This window comes from Rothia sp. HMSC065D02, assembly GCF_001815285.1.
Taxonomy (GTDB): Bacteria; Actinomycetota; Actinomycetes; order Actinomycetales; family Micrococcaceae; genus Rothia; species Rothia dentocariosa.
This window is the reverse complement of the sequence record NZ_KV820089.1, coordinates 403,666-425,755: the sequence shown is the minus strand read 5'-3', so window position 1 is coordinate 425,755 and position 22,090 is coordinate 403,666. Positions and strand designations below refer to the sequence as shown.

Sequence of the window (22,090 nt, the reverse complement as noted above, 5' to 3'; positions counted from 1 at the left end):
TCTTATGTACCGGTATGCGCGTCTTAGCTTGCTCGCCTGCGCAGAACCGCCAGCACAATACTGACCATGAGCGCAAGAAAAGCGACCGGAAGCAGAATCAGCGGAATCTGACTCATGAGCGCTGGCGGATGCGCCCCCGCCCATTTCATGAGGAGCATGACGACACCGCATATTACGCATACTACGGCTAGAATACCGCCGCCCGCACCTAGCCAGCGAATCGCTCGGGTGTAGGGAAGGGCAGCGGCGGCCTCTACGGGCTCAGAGGAAGATACGCTTTTGCTACTCATGGCATAACCGTATCAGGTTTATGGGCCTGCTCCCGCCGAAAAACGCAATATTGCGCTGTGACGGGCAGTATTCACAGCGTTTGCGCAGGTTAGGGTCTGACATGGGCGCATACGGACGAAAACATCACACGCACTCCTCGCCGTCATCGCGCCGGGAGATGCTTTAATAGGTAGTATGTCTGAACAGGTGAACCAACAACCCGACGAATCTACCGTGCCCACGCTTGAACATGATGCCGAGACAACGGCAGCTGTGCATGACCCTTTCGTCGTTGAGGAAGATGAACTTCCTACCGGGGAACCCACCCTGGGACCTGCGCATAGGCGCCGTCGCACCACGAAAGTTGACGATATTCTTGCGGAGGCAAAAGATATTGCACTCACCGGGGTTGAAGCTGTTGCACCGCATAACTCTATCGGTCTGGTGCACCATTTGCGCGGCGAAGAAGAGCGCTTGACTACGCATCTTTTTGAGTGCCTGCTGCCGGGGTACCGCGGGTGGTTTTGGTTTGCGACTCTGTCGCGGGCGCCTCGATCTAAGGTCGCGACTATCTGCGAAGTCGGTCTGATTCCCGGTGATGATGCGCTTCTTGCCCCCGAGTGGGTGCCGTGGGCAGATCGCCTGCAGGCCAGCGAACGTGATAACAACGGCGTTGAGGATGAGGGCGCATCCGCTGAGGATCAGCAGGACGCCAAGGATGCCGAAGAGGTTTAGCGTGAGCTTTTGCTGAGAGCCGCCTTGATAGTTTTGTTCTTCACGGATGTACTTGGAACGATTTTCGAGATGGATTCTAAGGCGAAAAGTTCGCTTCAAGCGACGCGCCGGGGTAATCCGTGGCAAAACTACTTAAAAAGGTACATAATAGTTACTCAGATATAGGTTCGATATAAGGCTAGGCTACGTTTGCTTGGCTGCAGGTTGTATATAAGGGGAATAAGACGGTATGACCGATCTGATTGATACCACTGAAATGTACCTGCGCACCATCCTCGAACTTGAGGAAGAGGGCATTACCCCCATGCGTGCGCGTATTGCGGAACGCTTAGACCATTCCGGTCCGACCGTCTCACAGACCGTGGCGCGTATGGAAAAGCACGGACTACTCACTGTTGAGCCCGACCGTCACCTCGAACTGACCGATGAAGGTCGCAAGAAGGCTGTTGAGGTTATGCGTAAGCACCGCCTCGCCGAGCGTCTGCTCTCTGATGTGATCGGTCTGGATATCGAGTATGTACATGATGAGGCTTGCCGCTGGGAGCACGTGATGAGCGATCACGTGGAGAGGCGCATTCTGGATATGCTCAATCAGCCTAAGTTCTCTCCTTACGGCAACGCTATTCCCGGTCTTGAAGAACTCGGCGTCGACAGCGAAAAGAACGACGAACGTACTGTTCCTATGGCCCTTGCTGCCCGTGATTCCGGACCAGAGGATCGCTTCACGATTTCACGCTTCCCCGAATCTATCCAGACGGATATTGACCTGCTCAAGGTGCTTGCCGACGCCGGTATTACCTTTGGCGCTTCGGTGTCTGTGGTCGGCGGCGACAATAACGATGTGATTGTGCGTGCTGATGGCGAAGATGCCTCTATCTCGCTGGATTTGGATGTTGCGAACGCTATTGTGGTCAAGCGCGCATCTGCACTCTAAAGAATGTATCGTTCGCCAGCCGGACGGTTTTAGAAGGAGGCCGATAGTGCGCCTTCTTGTATAGATCTCATAATTGACCGTGGGGCTTACCGTAGGGTGAGCTCCACGGTTCTGTTATATCCTGAATTCTCGGGAATGGGCGGGTGTGAGCCGCGGTTACTCCTTAATATATAGGGGGTGGCTGCCGAATTGTACTCTTCGGGACGATATATCTGTATCGTCGAGAATTTGGCGTGTCATAGTGCATCCATGACGGACGTACCTTCTGCAGATGCGATGTTCAAAACCAGGTTTTGGGGGATACATTCCAGATATAGCGCGGAAGTTGCCGTAAAACGACAAAACTTTACGGTGCGACTATCAGGAGAAAATTAACGTTCGCGCAGAAAAAAATTTTAAGAGATATGGATCAACCTTAAAGAAACCTGGGAATGCTGGATATTTGTGTCGATAAAACCCCTCAAATTCGCGGAATGCTGTATAAAACTACTAGTCAGGGGCTTATTTTAGAAGAACAAGTGTTCTTTTCGTAAAGTATTGATAACTCTCTGTTATGGACTATTTGACACTATTAGAGTGAAAAAAGGTGGCGACACGAGGTGACAACTGAGAGTTTTCTGTGTATTCTCATTTTGTGTCCAAATCCTAATCGTAAGAGGACACCCTTGGAGTGAATCCGCCGAGTTCTGCCAGCACTTCAAGGAACGTCTACCCAATACGGCAGAAGCGGGGGAACCACTTTTCGGTTTCTCCTTAGGGGAGAAGCCTAGGGGCTAAGTCGCGCAAGTGACCGAGTGAATCCATGCTCGCGCCCGACAGCTTACCTCGTCAGGCAATGGAGGAATATTACTAATGGCTAAGAAGATTGTTCGTAACGCAGGTATCGTTGCTGTTGCCGGTGCTGCTGTTATCGGTTCCAACATTCCCGCAAACGCATTTGCTGAGGTTCCTGCAGCAACCGACTTGAGCTACGACTACAGCAGCTACGAGTACGATTACAGCAGCTACCAGACCCCCGCAACTTCCTACGTTGCACCTCAGGCTGAGCAGCAGACCGAGTACGTTGCACCTGCACAACAGACCGCACAGGTTGAGACTACTTCTGCACAGGCACCTGCTCCTGCAGCAGATAAGACTCCTGCACCCGCTACCAACAACGCAACCCGCGACGCTATCGTGTCTGCAGCTAAGGCTGCTCAGGGTACCGGTTACGTTTGGGGCGGTCGCTCCTACGGTGCATGGGACTGCTCCGGCTTCGTCTCCTACATCTTTGCTCAGCAGGGCATCAAGCTGACTCCTTACACCTACACCATGTCCACTGAGCTTCGCGCAACCGCGAACCCCCAGCCTGGCGACATCGTGTTCACCAACGGTTACAACCACGTTGGTATCTACGTGGGTAACGGCCAGATGGTCTCCGCTCTGAACCCCTCGCAGGGTACCCAGCTGACCCCCGTTGATGGCAATGGTTACATGCCTGTCGATGGTTACTACACCGCTTTCTAATCTCATCTGAGATAGAGAAGACTTAGACAAAGACGGCACCCGTCCAATCGGATAGGTGCCGTCTTTGCGTGCTCTGGAAGGTATATATGCCTTTCGAACTCGGTGTCAGACTTGGTGTCACACTCATAAGGCTTGCGTGCATATTCTAGGCGCTTAAGCCCTCACACCGCGGCTCTATGGCAGAAGAACGCGGGAGAGACCGCATCGTGGTCATGTGAATATCTCATGATGTGACTATATAAAGATAGGCTTGCCTTGTCTTCTGGGCGAGTACAATACTTGAACTATGGAAAATACATCATCAACTCCCATCCGCGAAGACTGGGCGGGCGAGGCATCTCCGACAGCTGTAGCAACCCTCTCAGGCACCGGCGGCCTGATCGTCGCCCCCACAAAGGTTGGCTATATCCTCATGGCTACTGATGGCGAAGGTCTCGAACGTAAATTTGATGCCAAGCTCCGCAAGCGCGAAAAGCCCGGTGTCGTGCTGTGCGCATCCTTAGAACAGCTCGATAAACTCGCCCAGATGACCCCAGAAATCCGCGAATTCTACCGGAAACACTGGGATGACGACATTCTTTTAGGATGCATTCTGCCCTGGCGCGAAGACGCTGAAAAGTACCTGCCGGATGAAACGACGAAGGAACTTGCCCGCGATGCGCGCGCAACCAGCTGCTTCGTGGTGCGTTTTGGTACCCCCGCAGAACAGATTGTTCGTGCCCTCTGGGAGAATGAAGGGAAACTGACCTTCGCGAGCTCAGCAAACCCCTCGGGCATCGGTAATAAGGGGCGCGTGACGGGCATTGGCGACCGCATCGAGAACAGCGTAGACGTGATTGTGCGCGGCGATGAATACGTGAAATCCATTCAACCCGATAAGACCGACGAAACACGCCACGAACAGGGCGTGATGGTCTCAATGGTCGATGCCGAGGGCAACCTGGTGCCCGAACAGCACGGTGAACGCGGCGTGACCCCCGCCCCCACCCTGATTCGTAAGGGTCTGGACTATGAAGAGATTATGCGCCATCTGAGCGACTCATTCCCCAGCTGGGATTATCGCCACGGCATGTACTACTAAGCCCGCCTCAGGCTATTTTCGGTAGGTTATACGGGACGTGCGTCTGATCGTTTGTGAGACGCACGTCCCGTGTGCGTCTCTAGGCGTGAGGCGAAAATACGTTCTTGCGGGGCAGGGTATGCGGGTACCATAGAAGAATGCCAACACAGTTTGAAAGCCCTAAGAACAGCTCCGACCAGGAATTTACGTACCTTGCCGTCGGCATGGTTGCGGGTGCGATTCCGGGCATTATGATCGGTCTGCTCGTCGCGCTGCCGCTCGGCAACCCGGCCATGTGGGTTTCTGTCGTCGGCGGCATAGGCATTATTATCGGCATGGTGAGTGCCCGCATGATCTACCGCAAGAAAACGAGGGCACGAAAAAATCCCCGCAGTGAGCAGGACTAGCTCATCGGTGGGCACAATTTAATGTGCTTCCTTGGTTGGTTGTTCGCTCAATGCTGCGCGGTAGCCCTCCAGCTCGGTACGGAGGTTCAGACGCGCGGGCGCATCCCAGAGAAGATGCGCGGTGTCTGAGGCATAGATCGCCGTGCGGTTCAGAAAACCTTGCAGAATCCCCGCTCGGCCGCGAGTGAAGGCGTCCGGAGCGTAATGGGCGTACTCGGCGCGAACCCCGGCGACATAGCGGGTATAACGCGGGCTATCGGCGGCGAGAATTGCAAGGTCAGCATCAAGGAAGAATGCTGCATCGGCACGGGTAAGTGCGCCAGAGGTATATTCCTCAATACCATCGGCTAGTTGGTGAGAAGCCGTGAGCTCTATCAGGTGCGCAATAGCGGCGACCTCGCGGTTCGTGAGGAACCCGGTGCTCGCCAGGGGAGTGAGGGTGGTGCGTGCGAGATCGGCACTAGCCGCCTCGTCTTCGCCGGGGTTTGCCTCGTAGACAGCATCATGAAACCATGCCGCCAGAAGTACCGCCCGCGGGGTTGCGGTGTGGTGTCGTTTGTAAAGGGTCTTGAGCGCGGTGAGCATTTCCGAAAGATGCACGCTCGTGTGGTATTTCCGATGCGGCTGCTCGTAACGTTCCAGTAGATCTTCGCCCAGTGCTGTGTGCCCGGGCATCAACGACTCCCAGGCGCGCATGAGACGCGGGCGTATTTTGTTAGGGCGTTCCCGCAATGGCACCCGCAGCCCGCTGTCTATCAGGATGCGCGTCAGCCGCGATCCGCTCACCTCGCGCGCACCTGCACGAACCAGCCCCTCGTACCGATATGCGGGAACGTCGTAGTGGTCGGCATCGAAAGCACGCGGACTTATGCCGGTTTTCGCCGCAAAATCGTGAAGTTCCGCCAAAGAAGTGTCAGAAATTAGGTGCGAAAAGACCGTGCCGTGTGCGGGCCAGATGGGCGGGTCAATAAAAATACTCACTCGTCTATTCTAGGGGCGTGTAAGATGCTAAATCCTGTGTGATGCTCGTATAATGGAACGAGTTGCCCCCGTAGCTCAGGGGATAGAGCACTTCTCTCCTAAAGAAGGTGTCGGACGTTCGAATCGTCTCGGGGGCACGGGTAGCGAACCCGCTTGATGCAGCTTCCTCGCGGAGGAGCATCAAGCGGGTTTTATTTTATCTGCAGGGCGCCGTTGCCCGTGTTGAGGGCGTAGAACATAAAGGTTCCATAACATTTTGCCGCAAATCCTGAAGTAGGCAGCCCTATACGCTTATTCTGAAAGTGACCGATAAACACCCATACATATTTATGAGAGGCAATGATGTCTTCTATTTTTACCCGCAGAAATGCATTGTTCGTGTTCGGAACCGGAGCCGGTGCGGCACTACTGAGCGCGTGCGGTGGTAATTCCACCGCTGAAAGCTCCGGGTCGGGGAGCGCATCGTCGTCTGATGTATCGCCGAGTGCCTCTTCAAGTTCAAGCTCTTCATCGTCGAGTTCAGCCTCGGCAAGTTCCTCGTCAGCTTCTGCATCATCAAGCTCAGGATCCTCACCATCGCAGTCTGGCGCAACCGACATTGATATGAGCGGCAGCTATGGCGGAAAAATCGATTTTGAGTCCGTTCTGGAATACGAGAAATCCGGTACATATGAGCCCGCTACGAAGGAGCATCCGGCAAAAAACGTTCCTAAACCCAAGAAACCTGCCGGTGCGGATGAGAAGTCCCTCAAAGGCCTCCACCTCAGCATCGCGTTTGCGGTTGCCGCAACGCAATACGCCTATAACACGGGGGATTACTCCCTGCTGGAGCAAAGCTCTATGTCGGAACCAGAACGCAATTACTTCTTGAGGGAAGAGAAGGAACGACTCGATAAAACCCGCGAAGGTACATACTGGCCAGATAACGTTACGATCGACTATACGCTCACCGAAGAGAGTCCCCGGCTTGAAGGCGATGGCAAATACAAATGGGATCGTAAATTTATCGTTGAATACGGTAAATTCGAGGTTATTGACGGTAAAGTTGAGTACCAATCAGACGATGACCATGAAGAGACATATAGCGAAGAATTTACAGGTGTTCTGACGGCACAGTATATTAACGGAGCTTGGATAACCAGCGCGGTTGCCAATCAACCGAAGTATTAAGAGCTAAAACGTAAGTGGTCTTGCCTCTGTAGAGGTATTTATCTCCGAAGGACTCTGTTGATCCTTTCGGACTACCTAATGTGCGTGCTGTACTGCTCTATACTCCTGTGCGACGAGTATTGCTGATGATGACGGGAACTTGTGCGCGGTGCCGCGCTAAAAGAGGCAGTGCAAGCCTAAACTTAAACATATACCGATTTGTCCTACACTTCCGATAAGGAGAACTCTACTCATGTCTTCTCTGTTCGATCGTCGAACCGCCTTACTGGTTCTGGGCTCTAGCGCCGGTGCCGTATTTTTATCTGCCTGTGCCCCTAAGGTGAAGGGGATTGAGGCGACGTCGCCCGCATCCTCTAGTTCATCGTCTTCTTCCAGTTCATCGAGCTCTAGTTCCTCGTCAAGTTCTTCAAGCTCCAGTTCGTCAGCATCAAGATCGCCGTCCTCAAGCCCGAGTTCGAGCATCGACATGAGCGGCAGCTACAAGGGCGATATTAACTTTGAATCCGTGCTCGAATACGAGAAGTCGGGTACTTTTGAGCCCGCCACCAAAGAACACGCTCAGAGAAACACCCCCAAACCCAAGAAACCGTCGACTATGAACGAAAAATCCGCTAAAGGACTGAGAGACAGTATTGCCTACGCGGTGGCGGCGGTTGAGTATGCGATTAATACGGGTGATTATTCTCTGATCCAGCAAAGCAACATGGATAAAGTGGAGCAGAACTATTATTTAGACCCAGAGACCAAAGAAAAGCTCGAAAAAGTACGCAACGGTAAACGGTGGGTAGATAACGCTAAATTCACATACACCCTAGATACCGAAGTGCCAGATTCTGAGGGTGAGTACTACTCGTGGGACCGCACTTTTTCTGTTGACTATGGTGCGTTTGAGGTCAATGACGGTAACGCAGAAGAACTTGTGCCCGGCGGCGCTAAAGTTACCAAAAAGTTTACGGGACGTCTGCTTGCCGAGTACAAGCATGGTGTGTGGGAGGTTCTAGGGGTCGTTACCCAGATTAAAGAGGAAGGTGAGGAGAGCACAAGTAGTCCATCAGCTTCGTCAAAAGTTTAGCCAACGCTGATCTCGTCTTCCGTGCGGGGCTCTGCATGAGTCCTCCCATGAAAAAGGAACCCTAATCGTGAAGTAGGGTTCCTTTTTCATACAGTGAGGACGATGGGGAGTTATTCTTCGGATTTACCGTCTGCCCCGGCGTTTGGCCCGCCCGCGATAAAGGTGGAGGCCGCATCCTTAATGCTGCGCACCAGCTGGTATGCGATACCCGCCAGAGACAGAAGCAGCAGCGCCCAATCCACAGGTAACAGCACGTTCAGAGCGCCGGGCTGATGCGCGGGGTCGGCGAGCGCTGCATCCAGCATAAAAATCGTGGCAATGTGCGCGAGCAGGTAGCCCACCGGAGCCGCCGTGAACAGTGCCCGCAGCACCTTCGGCAGGCGTGACGTGTACGCCAGAAACGCCAGCGAAAGCCCAAAAAAGAGCGCAAAAACTATGCCCACCGAACGATGCGCATACGTATACGCACCCAGATTGTCGCCCAGCCCGGAGGCGAAGGCGGACAGAGCTTCGGCTGAGGTGACGGGGGAGAGATCGGGAACCTGGGCGTTCGCCAGCCTGCCGTAGCTCGGCAGCACCCAGAACGCCACATAGGCGCCCAACAGCAGGGAAATCGTGACCGCCACATACAGAAAGGTCTTCGAACGCTGCTGTTCGGCGGGTGCGTTCGCGCGCACGGCACGGTCATCCATGACCTGTTTGAGCTCATGAATTTTATGCTCTTGGGGTTTTCGCCCAGGCTGCGGTCGGTTCTGCCCCTGCTGCGCCTGCTCGCCGTACAGGCGTTTCTTCTGACCTTGTGATAGACCCATACCTTCCATTATTGCGCAGAGCGACTGGTTGTGTCAGCGTGGGGCCTTTACCAAAAGAATGCTGTGGAGTATATATACGGGGCAGGCTTCTTGGTCATCTGCCGCGCGGTATCGCTCGTTTTGCTGATACCCCTATATTAGGAAGGCTGTGGTGCAGCGGGTTATAGCTTGGCCAGGTCGATCTTGCCCATGTGCAGGATATTATCGCGTGTGGCGGCGTCGGCCATGAGCTCGGCGATGTTGTAGGGGACGACCTGCCACGAGATACCCCAGCGGTCAACGCACCAGCCGCAGCGCTCGGCCTCGGGCACGGCAGAGAGCCCCGCCCAGTAGCGGTCGATCTCTTCCTGGTCGCGGCAGGAAACGATCATGGAGACTCCGGGCGTGAAGGTGAAATCGTGGAAGGTCCCAGAGTCCGTGGCTGCCATCCAGGTGCCGCGCAGGGTAAAGTCGGTGAACATGACCGTACCCGCATCCAGCGGTCCGCCTTCCTCGTAACGGTACAGAGCACCGCGGCGGGCGTTATCAAACAGGGCGATCCAAGCGTCTGTGGCTTCCTCGGCATGAGCGTGATTAGTACCGCCGAACATGAAGGATGGGATAACAAAGGGGCGCGGATCGCCGTCCGGGTCGGTGAGCATGAGCTGCCAGGTCATGCCGAAACGGTCACGAACCCAAGCGTAGCGCGGGGAGAAGGGGTACTCACCCAGCTCCATGAGTACGCCGCCGGTGCTGAGCCGCTCATAGAGCTCATCAAGGTAGGCTCGGGCCTGTTCCTCTCCGCCGAATAAGAGCGGATCAAAGTTCAGGATGCAGCTGATCGACGGGTTCGGGGCGTACTGGTTACCGCCGTTGATGAGCGAGAGCCTGAAACCGTGGATGCTGACCGTCGCCGCGAGCCCGGGCGCCTGCTCGGTCACGGATGCATCGCGGAAAACATCGGCGTAGAACTGTGCTGCTTCGCCGGCGGTACCGTCGCACCAAATAGCGGGAGTGATGAACTGATCCATCCGGTCATCGTAACATGTCTACACCGCGCGGCGGGGTACCGCTAAGAGCGAATTATGCGCGGCAAACGGGCGCTATGGGTGGGAGCGAGAGGGCAAATACGGTAGCATGGAATATCGAACGTGTATTCTAGGCAGCGAGGTAGACCATGAGCGAACCCACCAACTCCGCATCCGGCGTTGATCCTGCCGCAGATACCCTCTTTGCCGATCTCGAAAACACGCAGCCGCCCTACGATCCCGAATATGATGCCCATATTCCCCCGGAAGATACCTCCGCACCCGAAGAAGACCCCTTCGCTCACGAATCTTTTATGCCAGAGCTCAACCCTGAAGCGGTGAATGCCCAAACCGTCACCGCTCACGAGGATGCGCTCGGCGAGTTCATGCCGCCCGCCTACCGAGTGGGCGGGTACGGAAGCGAGTACAACCCCGAAGACCCTTACGGGGAGCGCACCTATTCGCTCAGCACTATCGACCCCGCAACCCTGATCGACGGGCTTAACGACCGGCAGCGCGAAGCTGTTTTACACGCCGGTTCACCCCTGTTGATCGTCGCCGGGGCCGGGTCTGGTAAAACCCGCGTGTTGACGCACCGCATCGCCCATCTGCTCGCAACCGGGCGGGCAACCCCCGGGCAGATTCTCGCCATCACCTTCACAAACAAGGCCGCAGCGGAAATGCGTGAGCGCATCCAAGCGCTGATCGGCTCGCGTGCACAGCACATGTGGATTTCCACCTTCCATAGTTTCTGTGTGCGCGTGCTGCGCCGAGAAGCCAAGGCACTCGGGCTCAAATCCACCTTCACGATCTACGATTCGGCGGATTCGCAGCGCCTGCTCACGCTCATTATCAAAGAGCTGAACCTGGACACTAAAAAGTTTGCCCCCAAGGCCGTGGGGCACAGGATTTCTGCCCTCAAAAACGAGCTGGTGAGCGCCGAAGAATACAGTGCGGCGGCAGCGAATAACCCGTGGGAAAAGACTATCGCGCAGATTTACACCGTCTACACCCAGCGCCTTCGCGCCGCGAACTCTCTCGACTTTGACGACCTCATTGGCAAAACCGTGTTTTTGCTCAAGAAGTTCCCCGAAATCGCAAACTATTATCGCCGTAAATTCCGGCATATTCTGGTGGACGAGTATCAAGACACCAACCACGCCCAGTATGCACTCGTGCGGGAGTTAGTGGGGGCGCATCCGCAGGGAAACACTCGCGAGCAGGGGCCGTACCCGGATACTCCGCCGCCCGGCGAACTGACCGTCGTGGGCGACTCAGACCAGTCGATTTACGCCTTCCGCGGCGCCGACATTCGCAATATTACGGATTTCGAGAGTGACTACCCCAATGCGCACATTATTCTGCTGGAACAGAACTACCGTTCCACGCAGAACATTCTCTCCGCCGCGAACGCCGTGATTGAACGCAACCCCAACCGCCGCCCCAAGAAGCTGTGGACGGCATCGGGCGAGGGCACAAAAATCGTGGGGTACGTCGCCGAATCCGAACATGCGGAGGCGCGCTATATCGCCCAAGAAATAGACCGGCTTGCCGATGAACACGGCATCAAACCCTCGGATGTGGCGATTTTCTACCGCACCAATGCTCAATCCCGCGCCCTTGAAGAACTCCTGATGCGCGCCGGACTGCCGTACCGCGTGGTCGGCGGCACCCGGTTCTATGAGCGCAAAGAAATTAAGGATGCGCTCGCCTACCTGCGCGCCCTCTCAAACCCGGACGACGACGTGAGTGTGCGGCGTATTCTCAACGAACCTAAACGCGGTATCGGTGCGAAATCTGAGACCGTGGTTGCCGATCACGCATCGGCACAGCGAATTTCTTTCTTCGCCGCCGCCCGTGCCGCTGCTGCCGAGCCGGGGAGTGTGCCGGGTTTGGGCGCTGCCGCCGTGAAAAAGTATGCTCAGTTCGTCAAGCTCATGGACGACCTCGCCCAGATTGCGCGCACTGAATCAGCCGCCACAACCCTAGAGGCGGTACTCGAACAGTCCGGCTATCTCGCCGCCCTGCGCGAATCTAAGGATATTCAGGACGAATCCCGGGTGGAAAACCTCTCGGAGCTGCTGGATGCGATGGTCGAGTTTGAGGCGGAGAACCCCGGCGCGGACTTAGAACAGTTCTTAGAGCATGTCTCGCTGGTGGCTGATGCCGACTCGATCCCCTCCCGAGGCGCCTCCGCCGACGGTCAGACCCCGTCCGCCGCGCAGATTGCCGCCGAGGCCGCAGAAGCGAAGGCGCAGGGCATGATTACCCTGATGACCCTGCACACCGCCAAAGGTTTGGAGTTCCCGGTTGTTTTCCTGACCGGGCTGGAACACGGGCTGTTTCCGCATCAGCGGGCGCTGACCGACGAGGGTGAGATGAGCGAGGAACGCCGCCTTGCCTATGTGGGGCTCACGCGCGCGATGCAGCGGCTCTATATCACCCGCTCCGAGACCCGCACGATGTGGGGCAAGAGCCAGTTCAACCCGCCCTCACCCTTCCTGGAAGAGATTCCCGAGGAGCTAATTGAATGGCGCCGTCTGGGCGGTTTTGCCGGGTTTGGCGCTTCCGGGATGGGTGCATACGCCAACGGTGCCAGCGGGTATGGAGGCTACGGGCAGGGCGGCTATCGCGGGGCGAGCGGATACAGCTCCGGCGGTGGGCGCAATGCTGATGGGCGCGGGTTAGACGGGCGCAGCACGGGCGGCTACGGCACAGGATACGATGAATCCTGCACCCGAGCGAACCGTGAACCATCAACAGCTGAGGTCAATGGTTCGGCAAGCTACGGTTTGGCGGCCGCAGCCAGCGCATCCGGAGCGGTGCGCAACCGCTCGCGGGTGCATCAAGGCAAGGAAATTCCGCAGCTGAAGGTGGGCGATACGGTGCGCCACACCAAGTTTGGAGAGGGCCGAGTTCTCGCTCTGGAAGGCACCGGCGATAAGACCGTGGCGAAGGTGCGTTTTGCCTCCGAGGAGAAGCGTTTGCTGCTGCGGTATGCGCCGTTGGAGAAAGTCTCGTAGACCCCGACCCGTAGGGCGCATCTGAACACGTGATGCCACCCACAAAAACCGGGTTGATGTGCACCCATAAGTGCACACTAACCTATATTTCCGATAAAGTAGAGATGAGAGGATTTCGAAAGCGTTTTCGCGCGCCCGCACGGGTGCCAAGGCGCATCGTATGAACCTCATGAGACCAGGCCGTCGCATCCCATGCGGCGGCATCACTTCGACGAAGAAGGACACCTGTGGACCTTTTCGAATACCAGGCGCGCGATCTCTTCGCAAAGCACGGTGTACCCGTGCTCAAGGGTATTGTTGCGACCACTCCCGAAGAAGCAAAGGCAGCAGCTGAGGAAATCGGCGGCCTGACCGTCATTAAGGCTCAGGTTAAGACCGGTGGCCGCGGTAAGGCGGGCGGCGTGAAGCTCACTAAAAACCCTGACGAGGCATACGAGTACGCTCAGCAGATTCTTGGTATGGATATCAAGGGTCATACCGTTCACCGCGTGCTGGTCGCACAGGGTGCTGATATTGCTGAAGAATACTATTTCTCGATTCTGCTTGACCGTGCAAACCGTTCGTACCTTGCCATGTGCTCGGTAGAGGGCGGCATGGAAATTGAGCAGCTCGCCGCTGAACGCCCCGAGGCTCTCGCTAAGGTTGAGGTGGACCCGCTGGTGGGTATCGACTCCGCTAAGGCACAGGAGATCGTTGAGGCCGCCGGGTTCTCTGCTGAACTACAGCCTAAGGTGGTTGAGGTTCTCGTGAAGCTGGGCGATGTCTTCAAGAAGGAAGACGCAACCCTCGTTGAGGTTAACCCCCTCGTGCAGACCCCCGAAGGCGATATTCTGGCTCTTGACGGCAAGGTCTCTCTCGACGATAACGCGGAATTCCGCCAGCCCGATCACGTGGCGCTTGTCGATAAATCCGCCGAAAACCCGCTGGAAGCTAAGGCTAAGCAGCACGACCTGAACTATGTGAAGCTCGACGGTGAAGTTGGCGTTGTCGGCAACGGTGCCGGTCTGGTGATGTCTACCCTGGATGTGGTGGCATACGCTGGCGAAAAGCACGGCAACGTGAAGCCCGCCAACTTCCTCGATATCGGTGGCGGCGCATCCGCTGAGGTTATGGCTGCGGGCCTTGAGATTATTCTGGGCGATGAACAGGTTAAGAGCGTTTTCGTGAACGTCTTCGGCGGTATCACCTCGTGCGATGCCGTGGCTGAGGGCATCGTGAAGGCGCTTGAGATTCTGGGCGATTCCGCAACTAAGCCGCTTGTGGTGCGCCTGGACGGCAACAACGTGGAGGAAGGCCGCCGCATCCTCTCTGAGGCAAACCACCCGCTCGTGGTGCAGGCAACCACCATGGATTCAGGCGCCGACAAGGCAGCAGAGCTCGCTAACAAGGCGTAATCGCCACCGAAGGATTTATAGGAAAAACTATGTCTATCTTTGTGAACAAAGACTCTAAGGTCATCGTTCAGGGCATCACCGGCGGCGAAGGCACCAAGCACACCGCTCGTATGCTCGCAGCCGGCACAAACATTGTGGGCGGCGTGAACGCCCGCAAGGCTGGCACCACCGTTACCCACAAGGCAAAGGACGGCTCCGATGTTGAGCTGAAGGTCTTCGGTACCGTTGCCGAGGCTATTACCGAAACCGGTGCGAACGTTTCGATCGTTTTCGTGCCGCCCGCCTTCACCAAAGCCGCCGTGCTTGAGGCTATTGAGGCTAAGATCGGTCTGGTCGTCGTCATTACCGAGGGCGTGCCTGTGCAGGATACCGCTGAGTTCTGGGCTGCCGCGAAAGCTTCGGTGGACGAGAACGGCAAGCAGATTACCCGCATTATCGGGCCGAACTGCCCCGGCATTATCACCCCTGAGGAGTGCCTGGTCGGTATTACCCCGGCGAATATCACCGGAAAGGGCAAGATCGGTCTTGTCTCCAAGTCGGGTACCCTCACCTACCAGATGATGTTCGAGCTCGCCGACATTGGGTTCACCACCGCTATCGGTATTGGCGGCGACCCGATTATCGGCACCACCCATATTGACGCTCTGGAGGCTTTCGAGGCTGACCCGGAGACCGAGGGCATTGTGATGATTGGTGAGATTGGTGGCGACGCGGAGGAGCGTGCCGCCGAGTACATCAAGGCGAACGTCACCAAGCCCGTGGTTGGTTACGTAGCTGGCTTTACCGCTCCTGAGGGCAAGACCATGGGCCACGCGGGTGCGATCGTCTCAGGTTCTTCGGGGACCGCACAGGCGAAGAAGGAAGCTCTGGAGGCTGCTGGTGTAAAGGTCGGCAAGACCCCCTCCGAGGCCGCTAATCTGATGCGCGAAATCTTCGCCAACAAGTAGCATCCCGCCCATTCGGGCAGCTAATAAGACCCCCGGCGGTGTGAGTATTACGCTCGCACCGCCGGGGGTTCATATATAATCAAAGTACTAATTCGCTCCTGTCAACGGTCCTCCACTATATGGAGAGTACCAACGGCAGGAGTTTTTCTATTGGGCTTGCGAGGGAATATAAAACAAAGAACCAGTCTCTCCATTATGGTTGCTCTTTGCGCAACGCTATATAGCCGATAACCTGATATGCAAGTAGCTAAAGCTGAAAGACTGCTGGATGCGCCGGTTCCGGATGTCACGCTCATGGGCGTGGCATTTCGTGTATTGCAAGGGGGCAAAGCCAATGGCTTAGAGAAAGTATGGGGCGGAATAGACCTAACCCAGCGTGGTGCCGAAAGCTAGGCCCAGCAGGTAGGTTATGCCCGCCGCGCCCAGTCCGATGAGGATTTGGCGCAGCCCGCGGCGCATCGGGGAAGACCCCGAGAGCAGACCCACAATACCGCCGGTGAAACCCAACGCCATGGCGACGAACAGGAGCGAAAGCGCCATCGCCCAGACGCCGGAAAGCCCGAAAATATAGGGCAGAATCGGCACGAGCGCCCCGGATGCGAAGAAGCTAAACGATGCCGCCGCCGCGCCAATATCCGTACCCAGCGCTACGTTTTCTTCCTCGCCCTCTTCATCAGCACGATGTGACAGTGACGGGTCGCAGTCACAGTCGAGGTACCCGAAACGTTCCAGCGCACGGTGATGCGCCGCCTCCTCATCCATGCCGCGCGCCCGGTAGATGAGCTCAAGCTCGTTCGCATCAATATCAAGGTCGCCCGCCACGCGCAAGGTTACTTGGGTTGGCTGGGATGCATCCAAAAGTTCGCGCTGAGAACGTACCGAAACGAACTCGCCCGCCGCCATAGAAAGCGCACCCGAGAGCAGTCCGGCAATCCCCGAAAGCAGCACCATAGAGCTGGACGCACCTGAGGCCGTAATACCGATCGTCAGCGCCAAATTCGAGACCAGCCCGTCGTTCGCGCCGAACACCGCCGCGCGGAAGTTGCCCGAGAGTTTTTCACGCCCGTTAGTTGCCAGGGCGCGGATGATTTCTTCGTGAATAGCCTCGTCAGCCGCCATTTCTTCGGTGGCGTCCGGATCTTCGGCGTAGGGGGAGCGGGATTCGGCACGCTGAGCCATCGCCAGAATAAAAACCGACCCGAAATGCCGCGCAAGGAACTGCAAAATCGCCGAAGACAGCGAAGGACGTGAGGGTTTACCGGCATGTTCGCCGAGCATATCGCGCCAGTGCTGTTGATGGCGTTTCTCGGCTTCGGCAACCTGCATCAGAATCTCACGCTCTTCGCCCTCGGCACGCTGGGCCAGGTAGCGGTAGATGCGCGCCTCCGACTCTTCATCGGCGAGATAACGCCGCCACCGCCGGATTTGTGCTTCACTCGGCTGGGTGACGGGGTGGTGCCGTGCCGGTATGTGCCCGGTTGCCGGGGAAGAATCTTCGGATGCGGTGCGAACCCCCTCAGCCTGGGCGGTGAGAAGATGCTCGCTCTGAGTTTTATGCGGTTCGGCCGATGTCATAGATATCCCGGGTAGATTGGTGTGCAAACCACCAGCATAGGGGGTTCGTACTCGAAAATCTAGGAAAAGGTGCCGGTGCTTTTATGTTCGCTGCGTCGAAAAATATCTTTCCCAGTACCCTCATTGGTACGTTTCTTCACGCGAAAAAGAATTTACAGGTAGCGTGGGAAACGGCTGTTAAGAAAAAGGTGCCGCCTCCCGCGTAGGGGAGACGGCACCTTTCGTTCTAAAGCCCTGTGTGCGGATTACTTGATTTCGCCTGCGCTGTTCTCTAGGAATGCGCGAACGAACCACTGGAACTTCTCAAGCTCAGCGGTCTGACCGATCAGCAGATCCTCGGTAATGGGATCAACTTTACCGGCGAACTCGATAGCCTTGCGATGGTCTTCGATCACGCGGGTGTAGACGTCGTTGAGGGCATGCAGGTGCTCGGTCACGCGAGCGCGGCCTACGGGGTAATCCTCGTGGTTGCGTGCTGCGACCAGCGCACCAGCGAGACCATTGGGGGTTGCACCCAGGGTTGCCATACGTTCTGCGATGTCGTCCACGAAGTTGCGAACGGTATCGACCTGCGGGTCAATCATTTCGTGCACGGCGATGAAGTCGGGGCCGGTTACGTTCCAGTGTGCGTGCTTCAGGGAAAGATGCAGTTCGTTGAGGTCGTGCAGGCGAGCCTGTAGAACCTCGGAAATTTCTTTGCCTTCGTCAAGAGTAAGACCGGGTGCGGTGTATTGTGCGAATGTCATGTGAGACTCCTTCTTAGTGTGTAGATGCTGCTTCAAGGGGTAGACGCCGGGGGATTCTCACCCGCTATCTCCACGCAAAAGCGTTATCCTTAGTAAATCATTTTTATGCCCCGGAGTCAAGTTTATTTTTAGTAATTCATAATAAGGGTGGCTTTGTGTGCGGTTCTGACAACGCTAAAAAATAGCCCAGATAAGGCTTAGCACACCCCGCCACAACCCTGTGCAATCAGTGAACCATCATCATGAATACAGTGAGGAATAAGAAAATCGGGCGGCTATTCGCCTAAGGCGCGCACCGCATCCAACGTTAACTCGGTATGTAACATGCGGGCATGCCCCAGCTCGGCAGGAACCTCAAGCTCACCCGGCACTACAATTACCTTCATGCCCGCCGCCGTCGCGCTGCGCACCCCGGATGGCGAATCTTCAACCGCCACACACCGACTAGGCTCAACCCCCAAACGCTGCGCCGCCAAAAGGTATGGTTGCGGATCAGGCTTTGGATGCGTCGTCTCATCGTTGCCAATAATGACCGAGAACGTTCCCTCTGGGGCGGCATCGGCTGTACGCTGAGCGATCGACGTAGTCGCGTTCGTAACAATTGCCGCCGGAATCTGGGCATCACGCACCTGGGTCAGGAAACGCTCAATACCGGGCAGAAACTCCACCTGCTGATGCGCCAATGCCTCACGAACCTTAGCGACTAGGCGCTCATTAATCTGTTCATCCGGCAGATCAACCCCGCGTTCGCGCAGGCGGTCAAGCGTAAATTTCATGGAAAGCCCCAGACAATCCAGGGTATCCTGCTCGGTCCAGGTGCCGCCGAACTCGGCCGCCAGAGCAACCTTCGCGGCAGCCCACACCGGCTCGGTATCTACAAGCGTGCCGTCATGGTCGAAAAGAATCGCGGCGGGAAAAGAAGCATTATTCGTCATAGGTTAAGCCTACAGGTCGGGTGTTCAGGTGCCCATCATCCTGCACATGTGCCACAGCTAGTACTATGGGCTATGTGAATAACGTATCCGAACATCACGAAGGGCAGGCACCAATACGCCCGCCGCAGCGTATGCATCCGATCCGGATTATGACGCTTTATCTGGCCTACCCCATGGCGTTTGTCTCTGCCGCCTGGATTACCGTAGGCCGTGCCCTCTTCGGTGCCGCCGGTGACCTCGTGCCTATTTTTGCTATCTCATTTGGCCCAGCACTCGCCGTGATTCTGTGTCTGGGTGCATGGTGGATGTTTCGTGATGCGCATCGTCGCGTTACCAGCGGCGAGTACGCGCGGGTTGGTGCATCCTGGGGATTCGTATTTTCCGTGTGGGCCTGCTGGGCGCTCGCATTTCTCTTTGGGATGTTCATTCCCGACTACCGTGCCGGGGTACCGGTGTCAGGAATTGGTGCGCTCGCGGGTGCCGATTACGTGGGCTACGGTGCAGGATTCGGGAATACCTTCGGAATTTTGACCTTTGCCATGGCTATTACCGCCGCCGTGATCGCTTTCAATGCCAATAGGCGCTCGGCGCGCATACAGCAGGGTGTTACCGACGAGGTTTTGGAGGAGCAGGCGCGACAACAAAGCCCGTATGACTTCTTGGACTGAGACCTAGTCTGATCCTCTTACCCGCGCCCTAAAAAGGCTCTTTATGCGAATAAAGCGTATTTTTCACCGCTTTATTCGCATAAAGAGCCTTTTTAGGGCTGAATTTTGGTCCGGAAAACCTGCATTAACCCCTTGCGTCCAAACGTTGAGTGTAGTAGACTCAAGTTAGCTATAAAAAGAAGGCGCAGGATGCGCCCCGCACAAGACGCGAAAGGATAAGATTTATGGACGCAAAATTCACAACCAAGAGCCAAGAAGCACTCTCCGCCGCTAATATGAACGCGCAGACAGCGGGTAACCCCAGCATCGAACCTGCGCACATCCTCAAAGCACTGATGGATCAGCGAGAAGGCGTTGCCGTAGCGGTTCTCAAGGCCGCAGGGCTCGATATCGACGCCATCTCGGAAGCCGCATCCGCAGAGATTAAGAAGCTGCCGAAGGCATCTGGCGCATCTGTGCAGAACGCAAACTTCAGCCGCAGCGCCCTCGCCGCTATTCAGAGTGCGCAGACCCACGCTCAGAAATTCGGTGACACCTACATCTCCACCGAAATGCTGCTGCTGGGCATCGCAAGCGGCGATAGCGATACCGCTCGCGCGCTTGAAAACCTGGGCGCAACTGCCAAAGTTATCGAAGAGACCATTCCCCAAGTACGAGGAGACCGCACCGTGGATACCCCGGACCCCGAAGGCACCTTCCAGGCCCTTGAAAAGTACGGAACCGACCTGACCGCGCTCGCCCGCGAAGGTAAACTCGACCCCGTGATTGGCCGAGACTCTGAAATCCGCCGCGTGGTGCAGGTGCTTTCCCGGCGTACCAAGAACAACCCCGTGCTCATTGGTGAACCCGGCGTCGGCAAAACCGCCGTGGTCGAAGGGCTGGCTCAGCGCATGGTCTCCGGCGACGTCCCCGAATCCCTGCGCGGTAAAACCCTGATCAGCCTTGACCTTGGATCCATGGTTGCGGGCGCTAAATACCGCGGAGAATTCGAGGAACGCCTCAAGGCCGTGCTCGAAGAAATCAAGAAATCCGAAGGCCAGATCGTCACCTTTATCGACGAGATGCACACCGTGGTTGGGGCGGGCGCATCCGAAGGTTCTATGGATGCAGGCAATATGCTCAAGCCCATGCTGGCACGCGGCGAGCTGCGCATGATTGGCGCTACTACACTCGACGAGTTCCGCGAGAATATTGAGAAAGATCCCGCTCTGGAACGTCGTTTCCAGCAGGTGTACGTGGGTGAGCCTAGTGTTGATGACACTATCGGTATTCTGCGTGGGCTCAAGGAACGCTACGAGGCGCACCACAAGGTGCAGATTTCCGACGCCGCCCTGGTCGCCGCCGCAGCACTTTCAAATAGGTATATTCCCTCACGTCAGCTGCCCGATAAGGCGATCGACCTGGTGGATGAGGCCGCATCGCGCCTGCGCATGGAGATCGACTCGGCCCCCGAGGAAATCGACCAGCTGCGCCGCGCCGTAGACCGTCTGACTATGGAAGAACTGGCCCTCAAGAACGAGACCGACCCGGCGTCGAAGGAACGCTTGGCGGCGCTGCGCAAAGACATGGCTGACAAGAAAGAACAGCTGGATGCGCTCAACGCCCGCTGGGAAGCCGAAAAGGCCGGTCTGAACCGCGTGGGCGATTTGAAGAGCGAAATCGACGAATTACGTTCGCGTGCCGAGGTAGCACAACGCGAGGGCAACCTGGCGGACGCATCCCGCCTGCTCTACGGCGAAATTCCCGCCAAGGAGAAGGAACTGGAAGAAGCTCAGCGCGCCGAAACTGAGGCTCATGGCGAGGCTATGGTCTCTGAAGAGGTCACGGCTGACGACATTGCCGAGGTTATCTCTTCTTGGACGGGCATTCCCGCCGGGCGCATGCTTCAGGGCGAATCTGAGAAGCTGCTGGAGATGGAGAAGCGCATCGGTGAACGCCTGATCGGTCAGGAAGCCGCCGTGGTTGCTGTGGCGGATGCGGTTCGCCGCGCCCGCGCCGGAATTTCCGACCCGAACCGCCCGATTGGTTCCTTCCTGTTCCTGGGACCGACCGGTGTAGGTAAGACCGAGCTTGCGAAGGCCCTGGCGGAGTTCCAGTTTGACGACGAGCACGCCCTGGTGCGCATCGACATGAGTGAGTACGGCGAGAAGCACAGCGTTTCCCGCCTGGTGGGTGCGCCTCCCGGATACGTGGGGCATGAAGAAGGCGGTCAGCTGACCGAGGCCGTGCGCCGTCGCCCCTACTCCGTGGTGCTGCTGGACGAGGTTGAGAAGGCTCACCCCGAGGTCTTCGATATTCTGCTGCAGGTGCTTGATGACGGTCGTCTGACCGACGGTCAGGGTCGCACCGTGGACTTCCGCAACGTGATTCTGATTCTGACCTCGAACCTGGGTTCGCAGTACCTGGTCGATCAGGAGATGCCGTTTGAGGAGCGCACAGAGAAGGCGATGCAGGTGGTTCACCAGGCGTTCCGCCCCGAGTTCCTGAACCGTCTGGATGACATCATCATGTTCGAGCCGCTCTCTTCCGAGCATCTGGGACAGATTGTGAACCTGCAGATTCAGGGCATGGGCAAGCGTCTGGCCGACCGCCGCCTGACCCTGGATGTTACCCCCGCCGCCCTGGAGTGGCTGGGCTTGGCAGGGTACGATCCGGCCTTCGGTGCCCGCCCGCTGCGCCGCCTGGTACAGCGCGAGATCGGCGACCGTCTGGCGAAGGGCATCCTCTCAGGTGCCATTCACGACGGCGACACCGTAGAGGTGGATGTGAACCCGGATGTTGCAATGGACGGTCTGTCAGTGACCTCCAAGCGTGACGACTAATTCATCACGGCGCGAAACAGAATGCT

21 protein-coding genes, 1 tRNA gene and 1 riboswitch are annotated in these 22,090 nt (G+C 56.8%); of the genes, 13 read left to right on the top strand and 9 right to left on the bottom strand.

Going from position 1 to position 22,090, the window contains the following annotated elements:
• Positions 1 to 23 precede the first annotated feature (23 nt).
• Positions 24 to 290 carry a hypothetical protein gene (locus HMPREF3016_RS05960; protein ID WP_013397833.1) on the bottom strand — a complete coding sequence of 89 codons (267 nt, stop codon included), beginning with the start codon at positions 288 to 290 and terminating at the stop codon, positions 24 to 26.
• A gap of 175 nt (positions 291 to 465) precedes the next feature.
• Here HMPREF3016_RS05960 and HMPREF3016_RS05955 point away from each other — a divergent pair, with 175 nt between their 5' ends.
• The 5 genes from HMPREF3016_RS05955 (at position 466) to HMPREF3016_RS05935 (ending at position 4,912) form a co-directional block, all read left to right on the top strand.
• The gene (locus HMPREF3016_RS05955; RefSeq protein WP_246828489.1) at positions 466 to 1,005 is read left to right on the top strand and encodes a DUF3027 domain-containing protein; all 540 of its coding nucleotides are present in this window, start codon (positions 466 to 468) and stop codon (positions 1,003 to 1,005) included.
• 229 nt (positions 1,006 to 1,234) lie between these two features.
• Complete coding sequence (locus HMPREF3016_RS05950) at positions 1,235 to 1,939, top strand: iron-dependent transcriptional repressor DtxR (protein ID WP_004005563.1); 705 nt, start codon at positions 1,235 to 1,237, stop codon at positions 1,937 to 1,939.
• Positions 1,940 to 2,606: 667 nt separating this feature from the next.
• Positions 2,607 to 2,789, top strand: a riboswitch (cyclic di-AMP (ydaO/yuaA leader).
• Between the two features lie 2 nt (positions 2,790 to 2,791).
• Positions 2,792 to 3,445, top strand: a complete 654-nt coding sequence (locus HMPREF3016_RS05945) for a C40 family peptidase (protein ID WP_004005562.1) — start codon at positions 2,792 to 2,794, stop codon at positions 3,443 to 3,445.
• Positions 3,446 to 3,731: 286 nt separating this feature from the next.
• Positions 3,732 to 4,526: an L-threonylcarbamoyladenylate synthase gene (locus HMPREF3016_RS05940; protein WP_070740933.1), complete on the top strand. Its 795-nt coding sequence runs from the start codon at positions 3,732 to 3,734 to the stop codon at positions 4,524 to 4,526.
• A gap of 137 nt (positions 4,527 to 4,663) precedes the next feature.
• Positions 4,664 to 4,912 carry a hypothetical protein gene (locus tag HMPREF3016_RS05935; protein WP_070740930.1) on the top strand — a complete coding sequence of 83 codons (249 nt, stop codon included), beginning with the start codon at positions 4,664 to 4,666 and terminating at the stop codon, positions 4,910 to 4,912.
• An 18-nt stretch (positions 4,913 to 4,930) separates the two neighbouring features.
• On the opposite strand, the gene HMPREF3016_RS05930 is transcribed toward HMPREF3016_RS05935, so the two are convergent.
• Positions 4,931 to 5,893: a DUF4031 domain-containing protein gene (locus HMPREF3016_RS05930; RefSeq protein WP_070740927.1), complete on the bottom strand. Its 963-nt coding sequence runs from the start codon at positions 5,891 to 5,893 to the stop codon at positions 4,931 to 4,933.
• A gap of 64 nt (positions 5,894 to 5,957) precedes the next feature.
• Here HMPREF3016_RS05930 and HMPREF3016_RS05925 point away from each other — a divergent pair.
• Positions 5,958 to 6,030, top strand: a tRNA-Arg gene (locus HMPREF3016_RS05925).
• Between the two features lie 54 nt (positions 6,031 to 6,084).
• On the opposite strand, the gene HMPREF3016_RS11315 is transcribed toward HMPREF3016_RS05925, so the two are convergent.
• On the bottom strand, positions 6,085 to 6,492 hold the full coding sequence (locus HMPREF3016_RS11315) for a hypothetical protein (RefSeq protein WP_246828488.1): 408 nt from the start codon (positions 6,490 to 6,492) through the stop codon (positions 6,085 to 6,087).
• Between the two features lie 4 nt (positions 6,493 to 6,496).
• Between HMPREF3016_RS11315 and HMPREF3016_RS05920 the strand changes: the two genes are divergently transcribed.
• Entirely contained in the window at positions 6,497 to 7,063 is a 567-nt protein-coding gene (locus HMPREF3016_RS05920; protein ID WP_246828487.1) for a DUF6318 family protein, read from the top strand.
• A 156-nt stretch (positions 7,064 to 7,219) separates the two neighbouring features.
• On the opposite strand, the gene HMPREF3016_RS10975 is transcribed toward HMPREF3016_RS05920, so the two are convergent.
• Positions 7,220 to 7,531: a hypothetical protein gene (locus tag HMPREF3016_RS10975; RefSeq protein WP_141744101.1), complete on the bottom strand. Its 312-nt coding sequence runs from the start codon at positions 7,529 to 7,531 to the stop codon at positions 7,220 to 7,222.
• Between HMPREF3016_RS10975 and HMPREF3016_RS05915 the strand changes: the two genes are divergently transcribed.
• Positions 7,530 to 8,135 carry a DUF6318 family protein gene (locus HMPREF3016_RS05915; RefSeq protein WP_139044854.1) on the top strand — a complete coding sequence of 202 codons (606 nt, stop codon included), beginning with the start codon at positions 7,530 to 7,532 and terminating at the stop codon, positions 8,133 to 8,135. The genes HMPREF3016_RS10975 and HMPREF3016_RS05915 overlap by 2 nt on opposite strands.
• A 110-nt stretch (positions 8,136 to 8,245) precedes the next feature.
• Here the strand turns inward: HMPREF3016_RS05915 and HMPREF3016_RS05910 are convergent, their stop codons facing one another.
• Positions 8,246 to 8,947, bottom strand: coding sequence for a TANK-binding kinase 1-binding protein (TBK1-binding protein 1) (locus tag HMPREF3016_RS05910; RefSeq protein WP_246828486.1), 702 nt, complete (start codon positions 8,945 to 8,947; stop codon positions 8,246 to 8,248).
• A gap of 161 nt (positions 8,948 to 9,108) precedes the next feature.
• Positions 9,109 to 9,957, bottom strand: a complete 849-nt coding sequence (locus tag HMPREF3016_RS05905) for a VOC family protein (RefSeq protein WP_070740918.1) — start codon at positions 9,955 to 9,957, stop codon at positions 9,109 to 9,111.
• Positions 9,958 to 10,103: 146 nt separating this feature from the next.
• On the opposite strand from HMPREF3016_RS05905, the gene HMPREF3016_RS05900 reads away from it, so the two are divergent.
• From HMPREF3016_RS05900 to sucD, 3 genes are all read left to right on the top strand, one after another.
• Positions 10,104 to 12,977, top strand: a complete 2,874-nt coding sequence (locus tag HMPREF3016_RS05900) for an ATP-dependent helicase (protein WP_070740915.1) — start codon at positions 10,104 to 10,106, stop codon at positions 12,975 to 12,977.
• A gap of 227 nt (positions 12,978 to 13,204) precedes the next feature.
• On the top strand, positions 13,205 to 14,371 hold the full coding sequence (gene sucC, locus HMPREF3016_RS05895; protein WP_070740912.1) for an ADP-forming succinate--CoA ligase subunit beta: 1,167 nt from the start codon (positions 13,205 to 13,207) through the stop codon (positions 14,369 to 14,371).
• Between the two features lie 29 nt (positions 14,372 to 14,400).
• Positions 14,401 to 15,318: a succinate--CoA ligase subunit alpha gene (sucD, locus tag HMPREF3016_RS05890; RefSeq protein ID WP_048752662.1), complete on the top strand. Its 918-nt coding sequence runs from the start codon at positions 14,401 to 14,403 to the stop codon at positions 15,316 to 15,318.
• A gap of 366 nt (positions 15,319 to 15,684) precedes the next feature.
• Here sucD and HMPREF3016_RS05885 read toward each other — a convergent pair whose 3' ends face one another.
• The 3 genes from HMPREF3016_RS05885 to HMPREF3016_RS05875 form a co-directional block, all read right to left on the bottom strand.
• Positions 15,685 to 16,893: a VIT1/CCC1 transporter family protein gene (locus HMPREF3016_RS05885; protein ID WP_070740909.1), complete on the bottom strand. Its 1,209-nt coding sequence runs from the start codon at positions 16,891 to 16,893 to the stop codon at positions 15,685 to 15,687.
• 245 nt (positions 16,894 to 17,138) lie between these two features.
• Positions 17,139 to 17,639, bottom strand: a complete 501-nt coding sequence (locus HMPREF3016_RS05880) for a Dps family protein (protein WP_013397818.1) — start codon at positions 17,637 to 17,639, stop codon at positions 17,139 to 17,141.
• Between the two features lie 275 nt (positions 17,640 to 17,914).
• Positions 17,915 to 18,574 carry an HAD family hydrolase gene (locus HMPREF3016_RS05875; RefSeq protein WP_070740906.1) on the bottom strand — a complete coding sequence of 220 codons (660 nt, stop codon included), beginning with the start codon at positions 18,572 to 18,574 and terminating at the stop codon, positions 17,915 to 17,917.
• A 74-nt stretch (positions 18,575 to 18,648) separates the two neighbouring features.
• Here HMPREF3016_RS05875 and HMPREF3016_RS05870 point away from each other — a divergent pair, with 74 nt between their 5' ends.
• Together HMPREF3016_RS05870 and clpB are read left to right on the top strand one after the other, a co-directional pair.
• A complete protein-coding gene (locus tag HMPREF3016_RS05870) occupies positions 18,649 to 19,242 on the top strand; it encodes a hypothetical protein (protein WP_246828485.1) in 594 nt (197 codons plus the stop codon).
• Between the two features lie 224 nt (positions 19,243 to 19,466).
• Positions 19,467 to 22,064 carry an ATP-dependent chaperone ClpB gene (gene clpB / locus HMPREF3016_RS05865; RefSeq protein WP_070740900.1) on the top strand — a complete coding sequence of 866 codons (2,598 nt, stop codon included), beginning with the start codon at positions 19,467 to 19,469 and terminating at the stop codon, positions 22,062 to 22,064.
• Positions 22,065 to 22,090: the final 26 nt, after the last annotated feature.